The sequence below is a fragment of the Microbacterium aurugineum genome, assembly GCF_023101205.1.
Taxonomy (GTDB): Bacteria; Actinomycetota; Actinomycetes; order Actinomycetales; family Microbacteriaceae; genus Microbacterium; species Microbacterium aurugineum.
In genome coordinates this window covers 2795777-2814744 of the sequence record NZ_CP078078.1, presented here as the reverse complement: position 1 = coordinate 2814744, position 18968 = coordinate 2795777, and the positions used below count along the sequence as shown (strand labels likewise).

Sequence of the window (18968 nt, the reverse complement as noted above, 5' to 3'; positions counted from 1 at the left end):
ACCGTGAATTCATGTACTCATGTATTCAATGCGAGGGGGCGCGACGTCGTCTCGCGCCCCCGGACGGGATCAGCGGATCGCGTAGACCGCGCTGCCGATGATCACGGCGACGACGGTCGTCCAGCCGATGATGGCGATGGCCTGCCAGAAGAGGATGCGCGCCTTCCCGATGCCGGAGGCGGCGAGCATCGTCGCGGTGAACTGCGTCGGCAGCAGGAGCGGGCCGAGCAGGCTGACGCCGGGTACGCCGTAGCGTTCGAAGGCGCGCTGGAACTTCTCCTTCCGGGCGGAACCGCGCCCGGAGTCGACGGCTTCCGCTGCCGGTGCCGTGTCCGTCGTGCCGCCGCCGGCGAGGACAGCGTTCCTGGCACGCGAGCGGTTCACGACCGCCTGACGCGCACCGGAGCTCGCCAGCACCAGCACCGCGACGCACAGGAAGTTGCCGACCATCGCGGCGATCGCCGCGACCACCGGAGGGATGCCGCCGAGGATCCCGATGCTCACCGCGCCCTCGCCCTCGATGAAGGGGATCGCGCCGGCGAGGGCGACGATGAGCGGCTGCACGAGCTCGGGGACCTGGGCGACCAGGTTCTGGAAGGTCTCGATGAGGTTCATGGGGTGCTCCCTGCTGTCGGTGCGAGCGGCGTCTCCGCTGCGATGACTCCAGTCCAGCCGAGGAGCAGCCGTGGCGGCAGTGTCGGCCCGTCACCTGTTCCCCTGCGGTTCGCACGGTGATCCCGTGACATGTGTCACGCCTCTATCGTGGGAGCGTGAGTTCCGTCCCTCCCCTCCCCGTCGCCGATCCGACGCCCGGATCGCGCCAGCTCGCCCGGGGCATCACCGCCACCTGGTGGTACACCGCGAGCGCCGTGGTGTTCTTCGAGCTGATGCTGGTCGTCGCGTGGACCGGCATCACCGCCGCCGTCGATCTGCGCGGCGGCGCGATCCTCGTCGTCGCGATCGGTGGCGTGCTCTGGTGTGCGTCGACCATGCTGCTGCTCGCCGATTACCGCAGCCGTATCGACGCGGGTCCCGGCATCGCCTGGGGGCGCCTGGCCGTGCCCTTCCTGGTTGCGGTCGCATACGGATTGGTGGCGGGGTCGGCGGTCGGGAGCTGGGCGCTCGCGGCCATGCCGGTCGCGCAGTTCTTCGTGCTCCTGCGATGGCCACGCGGAATCCGGATGCGTGTGGCCGCGACGGCGACCCTGCTGCTCGTGGCCCTGACGGTGGTGGACTCGACCGCGAGAGGCCTCGACACGGGCCTCCCGTTCTGGCTGCCCGCTGTGTATGCCGTCCTGCTGCCGGCGATGACCGTGAGCTCGCTCTGGTGGTGGGATGTCCTGGTCACGCTCGACCGGGCCCGCGCTTCCGAGGCCAAGCTCGCCGCGACGCAGGAGCGCCTGCGGGTGGCGACCGACGTGCACGACCTGCAGGGGCATCATCTCCAGGTCATCGCGTTGCAGCTGGAACTCGCGGAGCGGCTCCTGCCGACCGATGCGGAGGCCGGGATGGAACAGCTCCGGGCCGCGCGACTCAGTGTCGACGAGGCGCGGCAGGGGACCAGAGACCTCGCGACCCGCTTCCGGTCCGTTCCGCTCGGCGATGAGCTCGCCAACGCGCGGGATCTCCTGACCGCAGCGGGTCTCACCGTGGAGGCCGTGATCGATCCGGATGCCGATGCCGCACCGGGGACTGCGCTGGGGCCGGTGATCCGGGAGACCACGACGAATGTGCTGCGCCACGGGGGTGGCCGTCGCGCGCGGCTGCAGCTGGCACGGATCGGTGATTCCTGGCGATACGAGATCGCGAACGACAGGATGCCCGGCGCGCCGCTCGATCACGACGGATCCGGCCTCGAGGGGGTTCGGCGACGGATCGAGGAGGCGCACGGTTCTCTGGAGGTGCGGCGCGATGCCGACGAGTTCGCAGTCGTCGTGACCGTTCCGTCGCAGCCGGAGGAGGGGCGTTGATCCGCGTGCTGCTCGCCGACGACGAGGCGATGATCCGCTCTGCGCTCGCCGCACTGCTGCGACTCGAAGCCGACATCGACGTCGTCGCGGAGTGCGCCGACGGCGAGCAGGCCGTCGCCGAGGCGCTGCGCCTGCACCCCGACGTGTGTCTGCTGGACCTGGAGATGCCCGGACTGGACGGGGTGCAGGTCGCCGAGAAACTGCACCGGGCGATCGCAACGCGCTGCGTGGTGGTCACCCGTCATGCGCGTCCGGGGGTGCTGCGGCGAGCCCTGGCCTCCGGCGTCTCCGGTTTCCTGCCCAAGTCCCGGGGTGCGGACGAGGTCGCCGCCGTCATCCGCCGTGTCGCGGCAGGAGCCCGCTATGTCGATCCGGAGATCGCGGCGGATGCTCTGAGCGATGAGCGCTCGCCCCTCACCGATCGCGAGCTCGATGTGCTGCGCGCGGGGCGGCGCGGCGAGACGACCGGTCAGATCGCGCGGGCTCTCGCTCTCGCGCCCGGCACCGTGCGCAACCACATCTCCGTCATCCTCGGCAAACTCGCCGTCGACACCCGCCAGCAGGCTGTGCTCACCGCCGAGGAGCGCGGGTGGATCTGAGCGCCGATATGCTGGCACGCATGGGAACAATATGCGCCGCGCCCGTGATGGGGCGCACCCTCGTGTTCCGCGACCGCCGCGCCTGACGGCGCGCTCGCTCACCGCACGCATCTGCGCGCCGTCCACCGAGATGTCATCGCACCTCGGGACGGGCAGAACTCACTGACGCCTCTTCGCGTCCTCCCTCCTTCCGAGGTGCTCCGATTCGTCTTCTGGAGCGCACTCATGCCTCGTTCACCCCATGGCGGCCGTCACGAACTCGGCCAGAACTTCCTCACCCACCGTCCGACCCTCGCCCGGATCACGGCTCTCGTCGACCGCACGTCCGGACCGATCCTCGAATTGGGGTGCGGCGATGGCGCCCTCACGCGCCGACTCGCGGGGCTCGGCCGACCGCTCACGGCTATCGACATCGACGAGCACCGGGTGCGGCGGTTGCGTGCGGCCCTGCCCGGGGTCCGCGTCGAGTTCGGGGACGCGACCCGTCATCCCCTCGACGCCGCCGTGGTCGTCGGCAACATCCCGTTCCACGTGACCACCCCCATCCTCCGGCGTCTTCTGTCGCGGAAGGAGTGGAGGGAGGCCGTGCTGCTGACCCAGTGGGAGGTGGCGCGCAAGCGTGCGGGCGTCGGCGGCGGCACCATGATGACCGCGCAGTCGGCTCCGTGGTTCGCCTTCTCCCTCGAGGGGAGGGTCCCGGCCTGGGGCTTCTCCCCGCAACCGAGCGTCGACGGGGGCGTGCTCACGATCACGCGACGGGCCTCACCGCTCGTTCCGGTGTCCGACCGACGGGGGTACGAGGCGTTCGTCCGTGCGATGTTCACGGGGAGAGGGGCCACACTTCCCGCGGTGCTGGCGGCGGCGACTCGCGCTCCGATGTCGCGCGCGCGGCGCGCCGTGATGGCAGCGGGCGCGACCAGCTGTCGATGGCCGCGGGATCTGCGTCCGGAGCACTGGGCGGCGCTCTGGCGTGAGGTCTCCCGCGGATGAGGCGCGGGATCGTGACTCCGCTGTCGGACGGCGGAGGTACTCTCGACGCATGTCCGCCTTCGGCACGCTCGCGACCCCGGTCGGCGTCATCGGGATCGTGAGCGACGGTGCGGCCGTCACCCGGGTCACGTGGCGTACCACCCCGCCCGGCGGCGGTGTCGTCGTGCCCGACACCGGGTCCGGTCCCCTGCTGGTCGAGGCGCTCGCACAGGTGTCGGCCTACTTCGATGGCACACTGCGTCGCTTCGATCTGCCGGTCGATCTCGGCCTGCAGACCGAGGCCACGCGTGCTGTCCTCACCGCACTCCATGAGACCGTGGCGCACGGAGAGACGATCACGTACGGCGGTCTCGCCGCACGCAGTGGCACCGACGTGCCGGCCCGGGGGTCGGCTCGATCATGGGCGCGAACCCGGTTCCCCTGATCGTGCCGTGTCACCGCGTCGTCGCCGGCGATGGGCTGGGCGGCTATTCCGGCGGAGAAGAGGGGCACGGCCTCGAGACGAAGCGCTGGCTGCTGGAGCATGAGGGGGCGCTCCCGAGCTCCCTGTTCTGACGGCGAGCGGTGGCGTCCGTCATCCCGTCACTCGGCCCGGGAACACCCTGCGAGAATGGACGTGCCGAGTCCCGAGCCGAGGAGCCAACGTGCAGTTCATCTCCACCCGCGGCGGCATGCAGCCGCAGACGTTCAGCGAGACGCTGTTGGAGGGCCTCGCGCCCGATGGCGGGCTGGCGGTGCCGGAGACCATGCCGGTCGTCGACGGTGAGACGCTCGAGCGCTGGCGGGCACTGACCTATCCACAGCTCGCGACAGAGGTGCTCGGACTGTTCGCGACCGACATCCCTCGCGCAGACCTGGCCCGGATGACCGCCGCCGCGTACGCCGACTTCCCTGACGGCGTCGTGCCGCTGCGGGCGATCGATGACGAACTCACCCTCGTCGGGCTCTCCGAGGGGCCGACGCTCGCGTTCAAGGACATGGCCATGCAGTTCCTCGGCCAGGTGCTCGAGTACACGCTGGAGCGCAAGGGATCGGTGCTCAACATCCTCGGCGCGACCTCGGGAGACACCGGGTCGGCGGCCGAGCACGCGCTGCGGGGCAAGGAGCGCGTCGCGGTGTTCATGCTGTCACCGCAAGGGCGCATGAGTGCGTTCCAGCGCGCGCAGATGTTCTCCCTCGACGACGCGAACGTGCACAACATCGCCGTCGAGGGTGTCTTCGACGACTGTCAGAACCTCGTCAAGAAGCTCGCCGGCGACCTCGACTTCAAGCGTGCCCACCACCTCGGTGCCGTGAACTCCATCAATCTGGCACGCATCACCGCGCAGACGGTCTACTACTTCTGGGCGTGGCTGCGGGCGACCGATGCAGGCGGCTGGACCGAGCTGTCGTTCACCGTTCCGTCGGGCAACTTCGGCAACATCCTCTCCGGGTTCTTCGCGAAGCAGATGGGCCTGCCGATCCGTCGCCTGGTGCTCGCCGCGAACGAGAACAACGTGCTGGACGAGTTCTTCCGCACGGGTGTCTACCGCCCGCGCAGCGCCGCCCAGACGCTCGCGACCTCCAGTCCGTCGATGGACATCTCGAAGGCGTCGAACCTGGAGCGTTTCATCTTCGAGCTGGTCGGCCGTGACGCGGAGCGCGTCGTCGGTGCCTGGCGTGAGCTCGACGAGAGCGGCTTCTTCGACTTCTCCGCGGAGCAGGAGCGCTTCGTCGAGGAGTTCGGGATCGTCAGCGGCACCTCGACGCACGAGGACCGGTTGGCGACGATCCGCTCGGTGTACGAGACGACGGGAGAGGTCATCGACCCGCACACGGCCGACGGTGTCAAGGTCGCGCGAGAGTACGTCGAGCCCGGTGTTCCCATGCTCGTGCTCGAGACGGCGAAGCCCGAGAAGTTCGCTGAGACGATCCACGAGGCGCTCGGAGTGGAGCTCGGCTACGCACCCGAGCTGCAGGAGATGCTGGACGCCCCGCAGCACGTGACCGAGATGCCCGACGACGAGCACGCACTCCGCGAGTTCATCGCCGCGAACGCTGTGAGCTGAGCACACCCGCACATCCGCACATCCGCGCCTCCCGCGTCCCCGCATCCCCTCCGCCTCCACCCGTCGACACCCCCGCCCGTCGACGTCCCCATCACCAGTCGGTGCCCCCTCTGTCCGTCCCCGCCCCCGCCCGTCGACGTCCCCATCACCAGTCGGTACCCCCTCTGTCCGTCGGCACCCCCTCCGCCCGCCGATACCCCCTCTGCGTGCCGCGAATCGGAGGGGGCGTCGACGCGGGGAGGGGGCGTCGACGTGGGGCGAGGGTCTGGACGTGGGGAGGGGTGCCGACGTGGGGAGGGGGCGCCGACGTGGGGCGAGGGTCTGGACGCGGGGAGGGCGCGTCGACGAGACGGACAGAGGTGACAGGAGGCAGACGATCGGGGGGTGTGCGATCTGCACATCCGTGCGGGATGTTCGTGCGATCTGCACATGTGGGCCGGGCGCAGGGCATCGCTACTGTGGCGCACAACCCGTTCCCTCTCCCGAAGGATCCTCATGGCACGCACGGCGCACCCCGACGACTTCGCGCTCTCCCGAGTGACTCCTGAGGCCCGCAAACCCTGGTTCGGAATCGCTGTGCAGCGATTCGGTCAGGTCTCGGCCCTCTCGCAGTTCCTCCTCGGCGCGACCCTCGGCTACAGCATGACTTTCGGCGAGGCCGTCCTCGCCTTCCTCTTCGGCTCGATCATCCTCGAGGTGATCATGTGCGTGGTCGGCTTCATCGGCCAGCGCGAGGGCCTCAACACCGCACTGCTCGCCCGGTGGACCGGCTTCGGGGAGATCGGTGCCTCGCTGGTCGGGCTCGCGATCGGGATCAGCCTCATCGGCTGGTTCGGCATCCAGTCGGCCATCTCGGCACAGTCCCTCGACGCCCTGATGCCCGGTGCGCTGCCGGTCTGGGCGTGGAGCCTCATCTTCGGTCTCGCCGTCACCGCGATCGTCGCCTTCGGCTTCGTCGGCATGCAGTGGCTCGCGAACATCACGGTGCCGCTCTTCCTCATCCTGGTCGGCTGGTCGGTCATCACCGAGCTGAGCCGTCACGACATCGGCGAGCTGCTCACGGGGCCGGCACCCGGACCCACGATGAGCGTCTGGGCCGGTACGGGTATCGTCGCGGGTGGTCTCATCGTCGGCGCGATCATCACGGGTGACATGACCCGCTTCAACCGTTCTCGCGCCGACGTCGTCAAGCAGACCGTGCTCGGAGTCTCGCTCGGTGAGTTCGTGATCGGACTCGCCGGTGTCCTGCTGGCGCACGCGGCCGCCACCGGTGACATCGTCGCGATCGTGACGTCGTCCGTCGGCTTCATCGGCCTCTTCATCGTGCTCACCGGCACCCTGAAGATCAACGACTGGAACCTGTACTCGTCGACCCTGGGCCTGGTGAACTTCATCTCGACGGCGTTCGGCAAGAACCTGCACCGCGTCACCACGACGATCGTGCTGGGCGTCGTCGGATCCATTCTGGCCGCGGTCGGCATCCTCGGACAGTTCACCGAGTTCCTGATCGTGCTCAGCGTCGCCTTCCCGCCGATCGCCGGCATCATGGTCGCCGAGTACTACGTGGTGCGCCGCTGGCGTCCTGAGCTCGACGCGACCCGTGAGGCCGGCACCCTTCCGGCCACCGCGCCACGCATCGTTCCCGCGACGATCGTCGTGTGGCTGGTGTCCGCGCTCGTCGGCTACTTCGTGACCTGGGGCATCCCGTCGTTGCTCAGTCTCTTCCTCTCGATGGCGCTCTACATCGTGGCGGGCAAGCTCGGCTGGGTCCGCGGTGTCGGAGTCGCGAACACGCGGCAGGCGAGCCCGGTCGAAGAGACAGCCGCGGCCTGAGCCGCCCCGAGTCAGAACCTCCTCACAGGAAAGCGAGAATCATGCACATCGGCATCGACGTCGGCGGCACCAACACCGACGCAGTCCTCATGGACGGCACCCGCACGCTCGCGGGCGTGAAGCACTCGACCACCCCCGATGTCACCAGTGGCATCATCCAGGCGATCGAGGATCTGCGGGCCGGACAGGCGTTCGAGGGCGCCGACGTCGACGCCGTCATGATCGGCACGACGCACTTCATCAACGCACTCGTGCAGGCGAGCCGTCTGGCGCCGGTCGCGGCACTCCGCCTCGGACTCCCGGCGACGCGAGCTCTGCCGCCGCTGATCGACTGGCCCGACGTGCTGGTCGAGGCGACGCAGGCCCGCAGCTATCTCGCCCACGGGGGCTACGAGTTCGACGGCCGACCGATCTCACCCCTCGACCCGGACGAGATCCGGGCGCACGCCGAAGACATGAAGTCGCACGGTATCCGCTCGGTCGCGATCTCGTCGGTGTTCAGCCCGGTCAACCACGACCTCGAGGTGCGGGCGGCAGAGATCGTCGCAGAGGTGCTGGGGGCGGATGCCGCCATCTCGCTCTCCCACGAGATCGGACGCATCGGACTGCTGGAGCGCGAGAACGCGACGATCATCAACGCCGCGCTGCGCGAGCTCGCGTCCGAGATCGTCGATGGGCTGACCTCCGCCGTGCGCGCCCAGGGCATCGAGGCGCCGATCTTCCTCAGCCAGAACGACGGCACGCTCATGGACGAGGAGTACGTGCGTCGCTACCCGGTCGCGACGTTCGCCTCCGGTCCGACGAACTCGATGCGCGGAGCAGCCGCGACGAGCGGTCTGGACGACTGCGCCGTGATCGATGTGGGCGGCACCACGGCAGACATCGGGCTGCTGATCAACGGCTTCCCGCGGGAGACCGCGAACGAGGTCAAGGTCGCCGGCATCCGCACCAACTTCCGGATGCCGGACGTCCTCTCGCTCGGCATCGGTGGCGGCAGCATCGTCGATGAGGAGACTGCGGAGGTCGGACCGGCATCCGTCGGGTACAAGCTGACCACGGAAGCGCTGGTGTTCGGTGGATCGACCCTGACCGCCACGGACATCGCGGTCGCGGCCGGCCGCGCCCACGTGGGCGACGCGAGCAAGGTCGCGCACCTCGACCCCGTGTTCGTCGAGCGGGTGCTCGCCCGCATCGCCGAGCGTGTGTCGGAGGCGGTCGACCGCATGCGCACGTCACCCGAGCCCATCGCGGTGGTCGCCGTCGGCGGAGGCTCGATCCTGCTCCCCGACGAGCTGCCGCTGTTCGGCACCGTGCACCGACCTGAAAATTACGCGGTCGCGAACGCCATCGGCGCCTCGATCGCACAGGTCGGCGGTGAGATCGACAAGGTCTACGCGATCGAGCCCGGTCGTCGTGACGAGACACTCGCCGAGGTGCGCGCCGAGGCGGTCGACAAGGCGATCGCGGCGGGTGCCAAGCCCTCGACCGTGTCGATCATCGACTTCGACGAGGTGCCCATCCCGTATCTGCCCGGCAACGCCACGCGCATCCGCGTCAAGGCGGTCGGCGACCTCGACATGGGGGCGTGACATGAGCTGGACGATCACCCCCGCCCACATCGACGGGCTCGCTCGCGGTGCCGCCGTGCTCGGCACGGGAGGCGGAGGGGATCCGTACATCGGTGCCCTCCTCGCGCGTCAGGCCCTGACCTCCGGCGACGTCACGGTCGTCGGACTCGACGAGGTGCCCGACGATGCGCTCGTGCTGTTCGTCGCGATGATGGGCGCGCCGACCGTCATGGTCGAGAAGCTCCCCAGCCTCGCCGAGGTCATCGAACCGGTCAAAGCGCTCAGCGTCCACCTGGGGCGTCCGGTGACCCACATCGCGTGCGCGGAGGTGGGCGGAGTCAACTCCACCATCCCGATCGCCGCCGCGGCCGCACTCGGACTGCCGCTGGTCGATGCCGACGGCATGGGTCGCGCGTTCCCGGAGCTGCAGATGGTTCTGCCGACGCTGTACGGCGTGACGGCATCGCCCCTCGCGTTCAGCGACGAGAAGGGCAACACGGGGGTGCTGCAGACGGCCGACAACTCGTGGACCGAACGCATCGCTCGCGTGGCCTGCGTCGAGATGGGCTGCTCGGTCATGATCTCCGGGTTCTCCATGTCCGGCTCGGCGGCGCGCGAGTCGCTCGTCGCGGGATCGCTGTCCCGCTGCATCGAGATCGGGCAGCGCATCGCGACGGCACGCGAGGAGAAGTCCGATCCGGTCGACGCAGTCGTCCGGCTCCTCGGCGGACGCGAGCTGTTCGACGGGAAGGTCGTCGACGTGCACCGCGCCACCACCACGGGCTTCGCGCGCGGCCGTGCTCGCATCGACGGGGACGCCGACCGCTCGCTGACGCTGCAGTTCCAGAACGAGCACCTGGTGGCCGAAGCCGACGGCACGGTCCTGGCGACCACGCCCGATCTGATCATGGTGCTCGACGGCGAGTCCGGTGAGCCGATCACGACCGAGGGACTGCGTTACGGACAGCGGGTCCGGGTGATCGCGGCTCCGGCCGATGAGCGCTGGCATTCGGACGCCGCCCTCGCGATGGTCGGCCCGGGGTACTTCGGGTACGACATGGCGGCCCACCGCTTCGACGGCAGCATCTCCACCGGAACCGTGTCGGCGGGAGCGACGGCATGAGCTGGCAGCTCACCGCGGCCGACCTTCCCGATCTCGCTCGCGGCGCGACCTTGCTCGGGACCGGTGGGGGCGGTGACCCGTACATCGGCAAGATGCTCGTCGAGCGCGTGCTGGGCGAGGGGAGCATCACGATCCTGGATCCGGACGAGCTCGCCGACGATCTGTTCGTGATCCCGACCGCCCAGATGGGTGCGCCCACCGTCATGGTCGAGAAGATCCCGGCCGGCACCGAGCCCACGCTCGCCCTGCGCACCCTCGAGGAGCACCTCGGACGCACGGCGGATGCCACGATGCCGATCGAGTGCGGCGGCATCAACTCGATGATCCCGCTCATCGTCGCGGCCGAGACGGGCTTGCCGGTGGTAGATGCCGACGGCATGGGCAGGGCGTTCCCCGAGCTGTCGATGGAGACCTTCGCCGTGTACGGCGTGCACGGATCGCCCCTCGCGCTCGCGGGAGAGCGCGGCGAGAAGGTCGTGATCGACACGGGAGACGACGACCGGCAGATGGAGTGGCTCGCCCGCGGCATCACGATCCGTCTCGGCGGCGTCGGCCACATCGCCGAGTACGCGATGACCGGCGCGGACGTCCGGCGCACCGCCGTCCCGCGCACGATCTCGATGGCCCTCGCGCTGGGCCGCGCCATCCGTCTCGCCCGGGAGGAGCATCGTTCACCGTTCGAGGCGATCGCCTCGACCCTCGCGACGACGCTCTACCCGCACCTTCGGGAACTCTGCGTCGGCAAGGTCATCGACGTCGAGCGGCGCACGACCGAGGGGTTCGCCAAGGGGCGTGCGGTGATCGCACCGCTCGGCGCAGAGGAGGGCGCCACCTTCGAGATCTCGTTCCAGAACGAGAACCTCATCGCCCATCACGGGGAGACGCTCGTGGCCATCGTGCCCGACCTCATCTGCGTGGTCGATCACGAGACGGCCGAGCCCATCACCACCGAGGGACTCCGCTACGGGCAGCGCGTACGGGTGCTCGGCATCTCCACACCCGAGATGATGCGCACCCCCGAGGCGCTCGCCGCCTTCGGACCGTCCGCTTTCGGCCTCGCCGCGGACTTCGTCCCGGTCGAGACGCTGGCCGCGGGTGAGGACGTTTCTCCCTAGGCTGGAGCGCATGATGCTGCAGCGCGACGACCTCACGGCGCTTGCCCGCGGCTATTCGCTCCTCGGATCCGGCGGTGGCGGTTCGACGACCATGCTCGAGCTGATGCTCGCCGGGTCCGACCGGGAGCCGATCGAGATCTCCCCGATCTCCTCGCTGGACCCGCGGACACCCTGCCTGGGCGTCGCCTTCGTCGGTTCGACGATGCTGCTCGGCGAACGCCTTCCCGGCGCCGACCCCTTCGCTCGTCTGCTGGCCGCGGTCGAACGGTGGATCGGTCATCCCGTTCCCGCGGTCTGCTCCCTCGAAGGCGGCGGGATGAACGGGCTCGCTCCGTTGACTCTGGCCGGGTCCCACATCGTGGTGGACGCGGACTGCACCGGCCGTGCCGTTCCGGGGCTGGACCAGATGTCGTTGTTCGTCGACCGGGTTCCCGGACTCGTGTTCGCCTGCGACACCGGCGCCGGAGGGGTCGCCCTCGTCGAGGCGCACCGGGCGATCGACGCCGAGCGGGTCGTGCGGTCCGCGATCATCCAGGCGGGCGGCGTCGGCTGTGCGGTGCTCGGAGGCTTCACGGTCGGCGACCTCCACGAACACGCGATCGGGGGCCATCTGGCGCATGCACTCGAACTCGGCAGGGCCTACCTCGCATCGGCGGGCGCGCCCCTCCCGCTCCTGGCGGATGCCCTCGGTGGCGAGCTGCTGGCTGAAGGGCGTATCGTCTCGGTCGCCGCCTCGCCGCAGGATCCGCACGTGAACGCCGTCGAGATCAGCGGACTCGGCGGTGCCGTCCACCGTGTGGTGAGCCGATCCGAGACCCTCGCGGTGCTGACCGATGGGCTGCTGGTCGCGTCCGCCCCCACGATCATCGTGGTCGTCGATGCGGTGTCACGCGAGATCCTTGAGGCCACGGAACTGCGTCTGGCACGGAACGTCGCGGTCTTCTCCATCCCTGCGCCCGCCTGGTGGAATGCGCGGCCCGAGCGTCGCGCGAAAGTGCTGCCCTCCGCCTACGGCCTCGACGATCTGGATGCGGCGTGAGCGCGCGGCTGCCCGTGAGCGCGCTGCTCTCCCACACGGAGAACGGCGGCCTGCAGTGGGTCGCCGGACCACGCGATGCGGCGTGGGAGGCGGTGGCCGTCGGCGCGAGCGAAGTCGAACTCACCGAGAGGGGTGCCGAGCGGCTCGCGATCATCACCGCATCGGCCCCGACATCGACCTGGCAGCAGGACGCTCTGCTGCGCCGGCTGCGCGACCGGGGGTTCACCGGGCTCGCCGTGTCCGGGGCGGCGGACTTCGACGCGGGCGCGTTCCGCCTCGCGGATCGGATCGGCCTGTGCCTGCTCGACGTCCCGCGCCCCATCCAGCTCGCGAAGGCCTGTTGGATGCTGATCGAGGCACGCGATGCGCTGACGCTCAGCCAGGTGCGCAAGGTCGCGCAGTCGTTCGAGTATGCCGCCGATGATCTCACCGATCTGCTCGGACACATCGCGGCGAACCTCGGTGTCGGTGCCGCGCTGATCGACTCGTCCGGTGTCTTGCAGGAGGCGGGCGCGCATCTCGACGAGCGACTGCATGCGGCCATCAGCTTCGACTCGTGGCTCGATCGCGTGAGCGTCGGCGAGACGGCTGCGGCGTCGGTGCGGGTCGACAGCCCCGGACGCAGCGGTCTGAGGCTCGTGCTCTTCGGGCAGGGCCTCGGCGAGGCACAGGTGCAGTCGCTCTCGGTCGCGGCCGAGGTCGCGATGCCCGCCGTCGCGGCCCGCATCCTGATCGACGAGGTGGCGGCCGTGAATGACGTCGCCGTGTCGTCCGGGCTGCTGCGTGACTTCGTGGACCTGCACGGAGCGGCGGATGCCGATGTCCAGCGGCGGATGCTCGAGCGCGGCTGGCGCACGAGCGGTCATCATCTCGGTTTCCGGGTGGTGGCGAGAGGGCGGCTCGATTCGTTCTCGCTGCTGCGCTCCGTCAGTGCCGGACTCAGTGCGATCGACGCGGAGGCGCATGCCACGACAGCGGGTCGAGGACTGAGCGGGTGGCTGACGTTCCCGGACGCCCCCGATCCCGATCGCGTCGAGCGGGCCGTGGCCGCACTGCGTGAGCTCCACCTGGGTGTCCTGCGGGACTTCACCGTCGCGACCGGCGTCGGATCCTTGCAGGCCGGATCCGAGGGACTCGCCACGACGCTGGACGAGGCGGGGGATGCGGCGCGGATCGCGGCGGCGCGGTCGGCGACCGGGTGGTTCGTACGGGTGGACAGTCTCGGCCTGGAGCAGCTGCTGCTGGCGTGGACGGGGAACGACACGTTCGTGCCCGCCGCGGAATCCCTCCTCGCCCCGCTGCGGGAAGGGGGAGGCGAACTGCTCACCACTCTTTCCGCGTATCTCGATCACGAGTCGGGCATAGCGGCGACGGCGACGGCTCTCGGTCTGCACCGCAACACCATCGCCGTGCGGATCCGGCGCGTGCAGGAGCTGCTCGGGATCGACATGAACGACCCCGAGGCACGATTGGCGCTGCACCTGGCCTGTCGAGCCGTGCAGCCGCGCTGAGGCCGGGCGGGTTCAGTCCTCCGGATCGCCGTGCAGCATCCAGGGGATGCCGAAGCGGTCGACGAGCATCCCGAAGAGGCCACCCCACGGCGGCACATCGAGCGGCATCGTGATGGTCGCCCCTTCGGACAGCTTCTCCCAGACCTTGCGGGTGGTGTCCTGAGAGTTGCCGCTCAACGAGACCGAAAAACCCTGCGGCTTCTCGTACGGCATGCCGTCGGGGGAGTCGGAGCCCATCAGCACGAGTCCGCCCGGTGCATCCAGCTGTGCGTGCATGACGAGGTCCTTCTGGCTCGGATCCTGCACCATGTCGGGGAACTCTCCGAAGGTGTTGATCACGAGCTCCCCGCCGAGCACGCTCCGGTAGAACTCCATCGCCTCGCGGGCTTCGGTGCGGAAGGACAGATACGGATTGAGGTTCGCCATGATCGCTCCGGGGTGAGGTGGATGCATCGACCGCACGCTCAGTCTGCGCCGCCTCCGACCGGATCCGCAAGAGGACTCCTGCGCGCTCCGAGAACCCCGTGCGTCGGTGGAGCAGGTGCTCACCGCGCGGCGAGCCACTCCGTGAAGGTCTGGTGTCCGAGGGCGGCGTCGGGACCGGGAAGTGCATCGCCGGCACGCATCCCCGCCATCTGTGGGCCGGGGACGTTGAGCGCCGGGATCCACCCTCGATACCCCTCCCGGCGGGCGAACGCCCGGATCATGGTGGAGAGCTGTTCCTCGCGCGGGCCGGCGAGGTCACGCGCCCGGCCCTGCGGCTCCGACGTCGCGAGGGCTGCGAGCCGGGCGCCGACCTCGGAGGCGGCCACGGGTTGGGTGCGGGCGTTCGGGGCGAGGTGCAGCGGCCCCAGTTTCGCCCGCGCGAACATCTGCCCCGCGAACTCGTGGAACTGTGTCGCCCGCAGAATCGTCCAGGGCACCCGTGAGGACGCGATCACCTTCTCCTGCGCGATCTTGCCTGCGTAGTAGTCGTAGGGGATGCGGTCGATACCCACGATCGACAGGAGCACGACGTGTCGGACCCCCGCCTCCTCGGCCGCGGAGACGAGGGTCCCGGTCGCGGCGGTGAAGAACTCGATCGCCGCGGCGGCCTTGAGCGTCTCGATGCTCGTGACGTCGATCACGACGTCGGCACCGTTCAGTGCGGCATCGAGGCCCCGGCCGGTCACCAGGTCCACCCCGTGCGAACGGCTGAGCACCACCGCGTCATGTCCGTCCGCCTCGATCGCGGCCACGGTCGGCCGACCGACCGTCCCGGTTCCTCCTGCGACGGCGATTCTCATGGGTGCTCCTTCTCTCTCGATTTCATCCTTCTCCTCTTTCGACGACGCAGACCCCGGGAATGTGAGGCGACAGCCGAAAAGACGGCAGCGGCAGGCGCCGAGTCGGGCCAGGATGGAGGCGATGGATGATCTCGAGGTGATCGACGCCGAACGCCGCACCCTGCTCGCTCTCGCCTATCGTCTACTCGGCACGGTCGCCGATGCCGAAGACGCGGTGCAGGAGACGTATGTGCGGTGGTACCGGATGAGCGTCGAGGAACGTGCACAGATCAGGAACCCCGCTGCGTGGCTGACCCGCGTCGCCGGACGTATCTGCCTGGACGCGCTGGGATCGGCGCGTGCTCGTCGGGAGAGGTACGTCGGCCCCTGGTTGCCGGAGCCCGTTCCGCACGACTCGCTGCTCGCCGCCCGTCCGCACCCGGATCCGTTGGAGCGGATGACGCTCGACGAGTCGGTGGGGATGGCCCTGCTCGTCGTGCTGGAGTCGCTCACCCCCGCCGAGCGGGTCGCGTTCGTGCTGCACGACGTGTTCGGTGTCCCCTTCGCCGAGATCGCGGAGACGGTCGGTCGGAGCCCGGATGCGGTGCGCCAGCTCGCCTCGCAGGGTCGTCGGCGCGTGCGCGAACGCCGGGCGGTCGTGGCGTCGCGGGAACAGCACGATGCCGTGGCGAGAGCTTTCCTCGCCGCTGCGTCGACCGGAGAGCTCGACGGTCTGATCGCACTGCTCGACCCCGACGTCGTGCTCGTCTCCGACGGAGGAGGGAAGAAGTCGGCCGCGCTGCGGCCGGTGGCGGGAGCGGACCGCGTGGCACGCTTCCTGCGGGGGATCGCGCAGCGCCATCCCGAGGCCGAGGTCTCGCTCGTCGCGGCTCCCGACGGGCTCGTGATGCTCGCGACGATCGACGGCCGCGCGGATGCGGTCTTCTCCTTCGTCGTCCGCGAAGACCGCATCACGGAAGTCTTCGCCGTGCGCAATCCCGACAAACTCAGCCAATGGCCGTGAGACCTCACTCGGTACGATGGCGAGCGTGACCACCTCGACCGTGCGCCCCGGCATCGCCGAACGGCTTTCGCAGATGATCCGGATCCCGACGGTCTCGGCGGAGCTCGATGAGCGCGGACCTGCACCCTTCGAGGAGTTCGTCGCGCTGATCGCCGAACTGTACCCCTTGACGCACCAGGATTTGCGGCTGGAACGGCACACCGACTTCGGTCTCCTGTTCCACTGGGCGGGCAACGGCGCGGCGGGCCGAGACCCTCTCGTGCTGATGGCGCACTACGACGTCGTCCCCGTCGACGAGAGCGACGCGTGGACGTATCCGCCGTTCGCGGGAACCATCGCCGACGGTTCGGTGTACGGCCGAGGCGCCCTGGACGACAAGGGCCCGCTGCTCGTCGTGCTCGAAGCCGTGGAGAATATGCTCGCGGACGGCTTCGTCCCGTCCCGCGACGTGTACCTCTCGTTCGGCGGCAACGAGGAGACCTACGGGAAGGCGGCGGAGGAGATCGCACGCGTGCTGCGCGCACGCGGCGTGATGCCGTGGCTCGTCCTCGACGAAGGCGGCGCCGTCGTCGATGCGCCGCTGCCCTTCGTCCCCGGTCGAGCGGCGATGATCGGTGTGGGGGAGAAGGGCGTGATGACCCTCCGGTTGACGGCACGGGGCGAGGGTGGTCATGCGTCCGCACCGCCGTCGCTCACCGCGGTCCGACGCGTCGCGAGAGCCGTCGACCGGCTCGGACCCACGACCTTCCGACCTCGTGCCTCGAAAGCGATCCTGCGGATGCTGTCGCAACTGGCGACACGCACCCCGGGGCCGGCCCGCCACCTGCTGAGGTTCTTGGGGTCGATGCCGCTGGTGACCGCGCGGGTCTTCGCCGCGCTCGGGGGTGAACCCGCCGCTCTCGTCCGCACGACCGTGGCTCCGACCATGCAGTCGGGCGGCACGGCGGCGAACGTGCTGCCCTCGCAGGCGTCCGCCACCCTCAACCTCCGCATCGCGCTGGGCGAGACCACCCAGCAGACAGTCTTCCGGGTGCGGCGGCGCATCCGCGATCCGCTCGTCTCCGTCGAGGTGGTCGAAGCGGGGGAGCCCTCGCCGGAGTCGCCCACCGACAACGCGCAGTTCGCGCTGCTCGCAGCCGCGTTGGACGTCTCTCACCCCGGAGTCCCCGCCGTGCCCTATGTGATGATGGCCGCCACCGACTCCCGGCACTTCCATCGCTTCTCGCCCGCTGTCTACCGCTTCGCGCCCTTGGACATGTCGAATGCCCAGCGGGCGTCGATCCATGGCGTCGACGAGAGCGTCGAGATCGTCGCCCTGGAGCGCGGGGAGCGATTCCATCGGGCGCTTCTCGAACGACTAGGGTGATCTCACCCCGCCTCCTGCCGACGCAGGAGCATCCGAACGAGAAGCAGGAGACGCGATGACGCGCACCCGCACACTGGGCACCCTCGCCGTCGTCGTCGGCTTCCTCGCCTTCGTCGAGTTCACGAGCGGTGTGCTGCAGGGGTACTACACGCCCATGCTGACGGACATCGCCCGTCATCTCGGGGTCCATGATGCCGACGTGAACTGGCTCGAGGGCACGCAGCTGATGCTCTCAGCCCTCGTCGTCCCGGCGTTCGCGAAGCTCGGCGATATGGTCGGCCACAAGCGGATGCTGCTGATCTCCACCGCGGTCACCGGCGCGGCCGCGCTGGTGCTGCCGTTCACGGACTCCTTCGGCGTGTTCCTCGCCGCCTGGGCGCTGATGGGGTTCTACGTCGTCTGGCTCCCGCTGGAGATCGCCCTCATCTGGTCGCGGTCGCGGCGGATGGAGGGTCGCTCCTCGATCACGGCCAAGGCGGCGGGACTCCTGGTCGCGGCGCTCGAAGGCGGCGCGATCATCGGCGCCCTCGTCGGCGGTGCACTCATCGACGTCCTGCCGCTCACCGTGGTCCTGCTGGTGCCCGCCGTGCTGATCGTGGTGTGCTTCTTCGTGATCCTGCTGGGGGTCAAGGAGTCTCCGGAGCCCGCGGGCGGCGTCTTCGACACGGTCGGTCTCGTGCTGATCTCGCTCGCACTCGTCTGCTTCACCGGGGGGCTCAGTCTGCTTCGCCTCGAGGGTGGACTGGAGAACCCCTGGTCGTGGGGTGTGGTGGTCCTGGGTGTGCTGCTGGTGGTTCCGTTCGTGTTGTGGGAGCTGCGGTGCGAAGACCCCCTCATCGATGTGCGCATGTTCCGCTCGCCCGCACTCGGCCCGGTGTTCCTGACGGCAGGGCTCTTCGGGGTGAGCGTCCTCGGCGCGCAGGCACCGCTGTCGACGTTCGCGCGCACCGACCCCGCGGTCTACGGTTACGGTCTCGGGACCAGCGGATTCGCGACCTCGCTGATCATCGGCGTCTACCTCGTCGCCATGATCACGGGTGCCCTGCTTTTCCCGTCGTTCGCGCGATGGATCACCCCACGCCTGACGCTGATGGGGGCATCGGTGCTCGTGGGACTCGGCTTCCTGCTCTTCCTGCCGTTCCACGACACCTACACGCAGGTCATCGCGAACATGGTCGTCGTCGGACTCGGCTCAGGCGCCCTGGTGGCCGCGCTTCCTGCCGCCGCGGCCTCGGCAGCACCTGCGTCGCAGACCGGCGTCGCGACGGGCCTCACGAACTCCGTCAAGACCGTCGGCGGGGCGATCGCCTCGTGTGTGTTCGGCATCGCGCTGCTGCACGGCGTCGCGACCACGGCGGGGGCGACCGAGGGGACCGCGGGTTCGCTCGCCGGCTACTTCACCGTGTGGATCGTGTGCGGCGCCACCGCTCTCGCCGCAGCCGTGATCCTCGTGTTCGTCCCGAAGACCGCGTTCACCGACCGGGCTGCCGATGCGGAGGTCGTCCCGGCACTCTGAC

Annotated in this window: 18 protein-coding genes; 15 read left to right on the top strand and 3 right to left on the bottom strand. The window is 69.6% G+C overall.

The genetic code is table 11. From position 1 onward, the window contains the following. Nucleotides 1–69: 69 nt before the first annotated feature. Nucleotides 70–615 (bottom strand): small multidrug efflux protein, encoded by a 546-nt coding sequence (locus tag KV397_RS13545; protein WP_248539724.1) that lies wholly within the window; start codon nt 613–615, stop codon nt 70–72. A 155-nt stretch (nt 616–770) separates the two neighbouring features. Here KV397_RS13545 and KV397_RS13540 point away from each other — a divergent pair, with 155 nt between their 5' ends. From KV397_RS13540 to KV397_RS13485, 12 genes are all read left to right on the top strand, one after another. Continuing rightward, entirely contained in the window at nt 771–1970 is a 1200-nt protein-coding gene (locus KV397_RS13540; RefSeq protein WP_261811479.1) for a sensor histidine kinase, read from the top strand. Then, complete coding sequence (locus KV397_RS13535; RefSeq protein WP_131494487.1) at nt 1967–2569, top strand: response regulator transcription factor; 603 nt, start codon at nt 1967–1969, stop codon at nt 2567–2569. Before KV397_RS13540 ends, KV397_RS13535 begins: the two co-directional genes overlap by 4 nt. 225 nt (nt 2570–2794) lie before the next feature. Further along, nucleotides 2795–3559 (top strand): 23S ribosomal RNA methyltransferase Erm, encoded by a 765-nt coding sequence (erm, locus tag KV397_RS13530; protein WP_261811478.1) that lies wholly within the window; start codon nt 2795–2797, stop codon nt 3557–3559. Nucleotides 3560–3608: 49 nt separating this feature from the next. After that, on the top strand, nt 3609–3983 hold the full coding sequence (locus KV397_RS13525) for a methylated-DNA--[protein]-cysteine S-methyltransferase (protein ID WP_261811477.1): 375 nt from the start codon (nt 3609–3611) through the stop codon (nt 3981–3983). After that, nucleotides 3959–4114: an MGMT family protein gene (locus tag KV397_RS13520; protein ID WP_261811476.1), complete on the top strand. Its 156-nt coding sequence runs from the start codon at nt 3959–3961 to the stop codon at nt 4112–4114. The genes KV397_RS13525 and KV397_RS13520 overlap by 25 nt, the downstream gene beginning before the upstream one ends. A gap of 89 nt (nt 4115–4203) precedes the next feature. Further along, nucleotides 4204–5607 (top strand): threonine synthase, encoded by a 1404-nt coding sequence (thrC, locus tag KV397_RS13515; protein WP_248569746.1) that lies wholly within the window; start codon nt 4204–4206, stop codon nt 5605–5607. 495 nt (nt 5608–6102) lie between these two features. Then, nucleotides 6103–7440 (top strand): purine-cytosine permease family protein, encoded by a 1338-nt coding sequence (locus tag KV397_RS13510; protein ID WP_047520504.1) that lies wholly within the window; start codon nt 6103–6105, stop codon nt 7438–7440. 41 nt (nt 7441–7481) lie between these two features. Then, nucleotides 7482–9029 (top strand): hydantoinase/oxoprolinase family protein, encoded by a 1548-nt coding sequence (locus tag KV397_RS13505; RefSeq protein ID WP_261811475.1) that lies wholly within the window; start codon nt 7482–7484, stop codon nt 9027–9029. A gap of 1 nt (nt 9030) precedes the next feature. Beyond that, entirely contained in the window at nt 9031–10131 is a 1101-nt protein-coding gene (locus KV397_RS13500) for a DUF917 domain-containing protein (protein WP_047520506.1), read from the top strand. After that, nucleotides 10128–11246 (top strand): DUF917 domain-containing protein, encoded by a 1119-nt coding sequence (locus tag KV397_RS13495; RefSeq protein ID WP_047520508.1) that lies wholly within the window; start codon nt 10128–10130, stop codon nt 11244–11246. The genes KV397_RS13500 and KV397_RS13495 overlap by 4 nt, the downstream gene beginning before the upstream one ends. Nucleotides 11247–11256: 10 nt before the next feature. Continuing rightward, nucleotides 11257–12285 carry a DUF917 domain-containing protein gene (locus KV397_RS13490; protein WP_261811474.1) on the top strand — a complete coding sequence of 343 codons (1029 nt, stop codon included), beginning with the start codon at nt 11257–11259 and terminating at the stop codon, nt 12283–12285. Then, nucleotides 12282–13796 carry a PucR family transcriptional regulator gene (locus KV397_RS13485; RefSeq protein WP_131491732.1) on the top strand — a complete coding sequence of 505 codons (1515 nt, stop codon included), beginning with the start codon at nt 12282–12284 and terminating at the stop codon, nt 13794–13796. The genes KV397_RS13490 and KV397_RS13485 overlap by 4 nt, the downstream gene beginning before the upstream one ends. Nucleotides 13797–13808: 12 nt before the next feature. Here the strand turns inward: KV397_RS13485 and KV397_RS13480 are convergent, their stop codons facing one another. Both KV397_RS13480 and KV397_RS13475 read right to left on the bottom strand, forming a co-directional pair. Then, nucleotides 13809–14249, bottom strand: coding sequence for a VOC family protein (locus tag KV397_RS13480; RefSeq protein WP_315972128.1), 441 nt, complete (start codon nt 14247–14249; stop codon nt 13809–13811). Nucleotides 14250–14341: 92 nt separating this feature from the next. After that, nucleotides 14342–15082 (bottom strand): SDR family oxidoreductase, encoded by a 741-nt coding sequence (locus tag KV397_RS13475; RefSeq protein ID WP_261811473.1) that lies wholly within the window; start codon nt 15080–15082, stop codon nt 14342–14344. 121 nt (nt 15083–15203) lie between these two features. On the opposite strand from KV397_RS13475, the gene sigJ reads away from it, so the two are divergent. From sigJ to KV397_RS13460, 3 genes are read left to right on the top strand one after another with little or no spacing between them, the layout of a single operon-like run. Next, a complete protein-coding gene (sigJ, locus tag KV397_RS13470) occupies nt 15204–16085 on the top strand; it encodes an RNA polymerase sigma factor SigJ (protein ID WP_047520518.1) in 882 nt (293 codons plus the stop codon). A gap of 16 nt (nt 16086–16101) precedes the next feature. Then, nucleotides 16102–17451, top strand: coding sequence for a M20/M25/M40 family metallo-hydrolase (locus KV397_RS13465; RefSeq protein ID WP_261811472.1), 1350 nt, complete (start codon nt 16102–16104; stop codon nt 17449–17451). A gap of 55 nt (nt 17452–17506) precedes the next feature. Then, nucleotides 17507–18967, top strand: a complete 1461-nt coding sequence (locus KV397_RS13460) for an MFS transporter (RefSeq protein WP_261811471.1) — start codon at nt 17507–17509, stop codon at nt 18965–18967. The last annotated feature ends 1 nt before the right edge of the window (nt 18968 follow it).

Excerpts from the sequence above, each read along its gene's own strand:
- KV397_RS13545 (WP_248539724.1), bottom strand. The coding sequence starts at position 615 with ATGAACCTCATCGAGACCTTCCAGAACCTGGTCGCCCAGGTCCCCGAG.
- erm (WP_261811478.1), top strand. The coding sequence starts at position 2,795 with ATGCCTCGTTCACCCCATGGCGGCCGTCACGAACTCGGCCAGAACTTC.
- KV397_RS13525 (WP_261811477.1), top strand. The coding sequence starts at position 3,609 with ATGTCCGCCTTCGGCACGCTCGCGACCCCGGTCGGCGTCATCGGGATC.
- KV397_RS13520 (WP_261811476.1), top strand. The coding sequence starts at position 3,959 with ATGGGCGCGAACCCGGTTCCCCTGATCGTGCCGTGTCACCGCGTCGTC.
- KV397_RS13510 (WP_047520504.1), top strand. The coding sequence starts at position 6,103 with ATGGCACGCACGGCGCACCCCGACGACTTCGCGCTCTCCCGAGTGACT.
- KV397_RS13505 (WP_261811475.1), top strand. The coding sequence starts at position 7,482 with ATGCACATCGGCATCGACGTCGGCGGCACCAACACCGACGCAGTCCTC.
- KV397_RS13500 (WP_047520506.1), top strand. The coding sequence starts at position 9,031 with ATGAGCTGGACGATCACCCCCGCCCACATCGACGGGCTCGCTCGCGGT.
- KV397_RS13495 (WP_047520508.1), top strand. The coding sequence starts at position 10,128 with ATGAGCTGGCAGCTCACCGCGGCCGACCTTCCCGATCTCGCTCGCGGC.
- KV397_RS13490 (WP_261811474.1), top strand. The coding sequence starts at position 11,257 with ATGATGCTGCAGCGCGACGACCTCACGGCGCTTGCCCGCGGCTATTCG.
- KV397_RS13480 (WP_315972128.1), bottom strand. The coding sequence starts at position 14,249 with ATGCATCCACCTCACCCCGGAGCGATCATGGCGAACCTCAATCCGTAT.
- KV397_RS13475 (WP_261811473.1), bottom strand. The coding sequence starts at position 15,082 with ATGAGAATCGCCGTCGCAGGAGGAACCGGGACGGTCGGTCGGCCGACC.
- sigJ (WP_047520518.1), top strand. The coding sequence starts at position 15,204 with ATGGATGATCTCGAGGTGATCGACGCCGAACGCCGCACCCTGCTCGCT.
- KV397_RS13465 (WP_261811472.1), top strand. The coding sequence starts at position 16,102 with ATGGCGAGCGTGACCACCTCGACCGTGCGCCCCGGCATCGCCGAACGG.
- KV397_RS13460 (WP_261811471.1), top strand. The coding sequence starts at position 17,507 with ATGACGCGCACCCGCACACTGGGCACCCTCGCCGTCGTCGTCGGCTTC.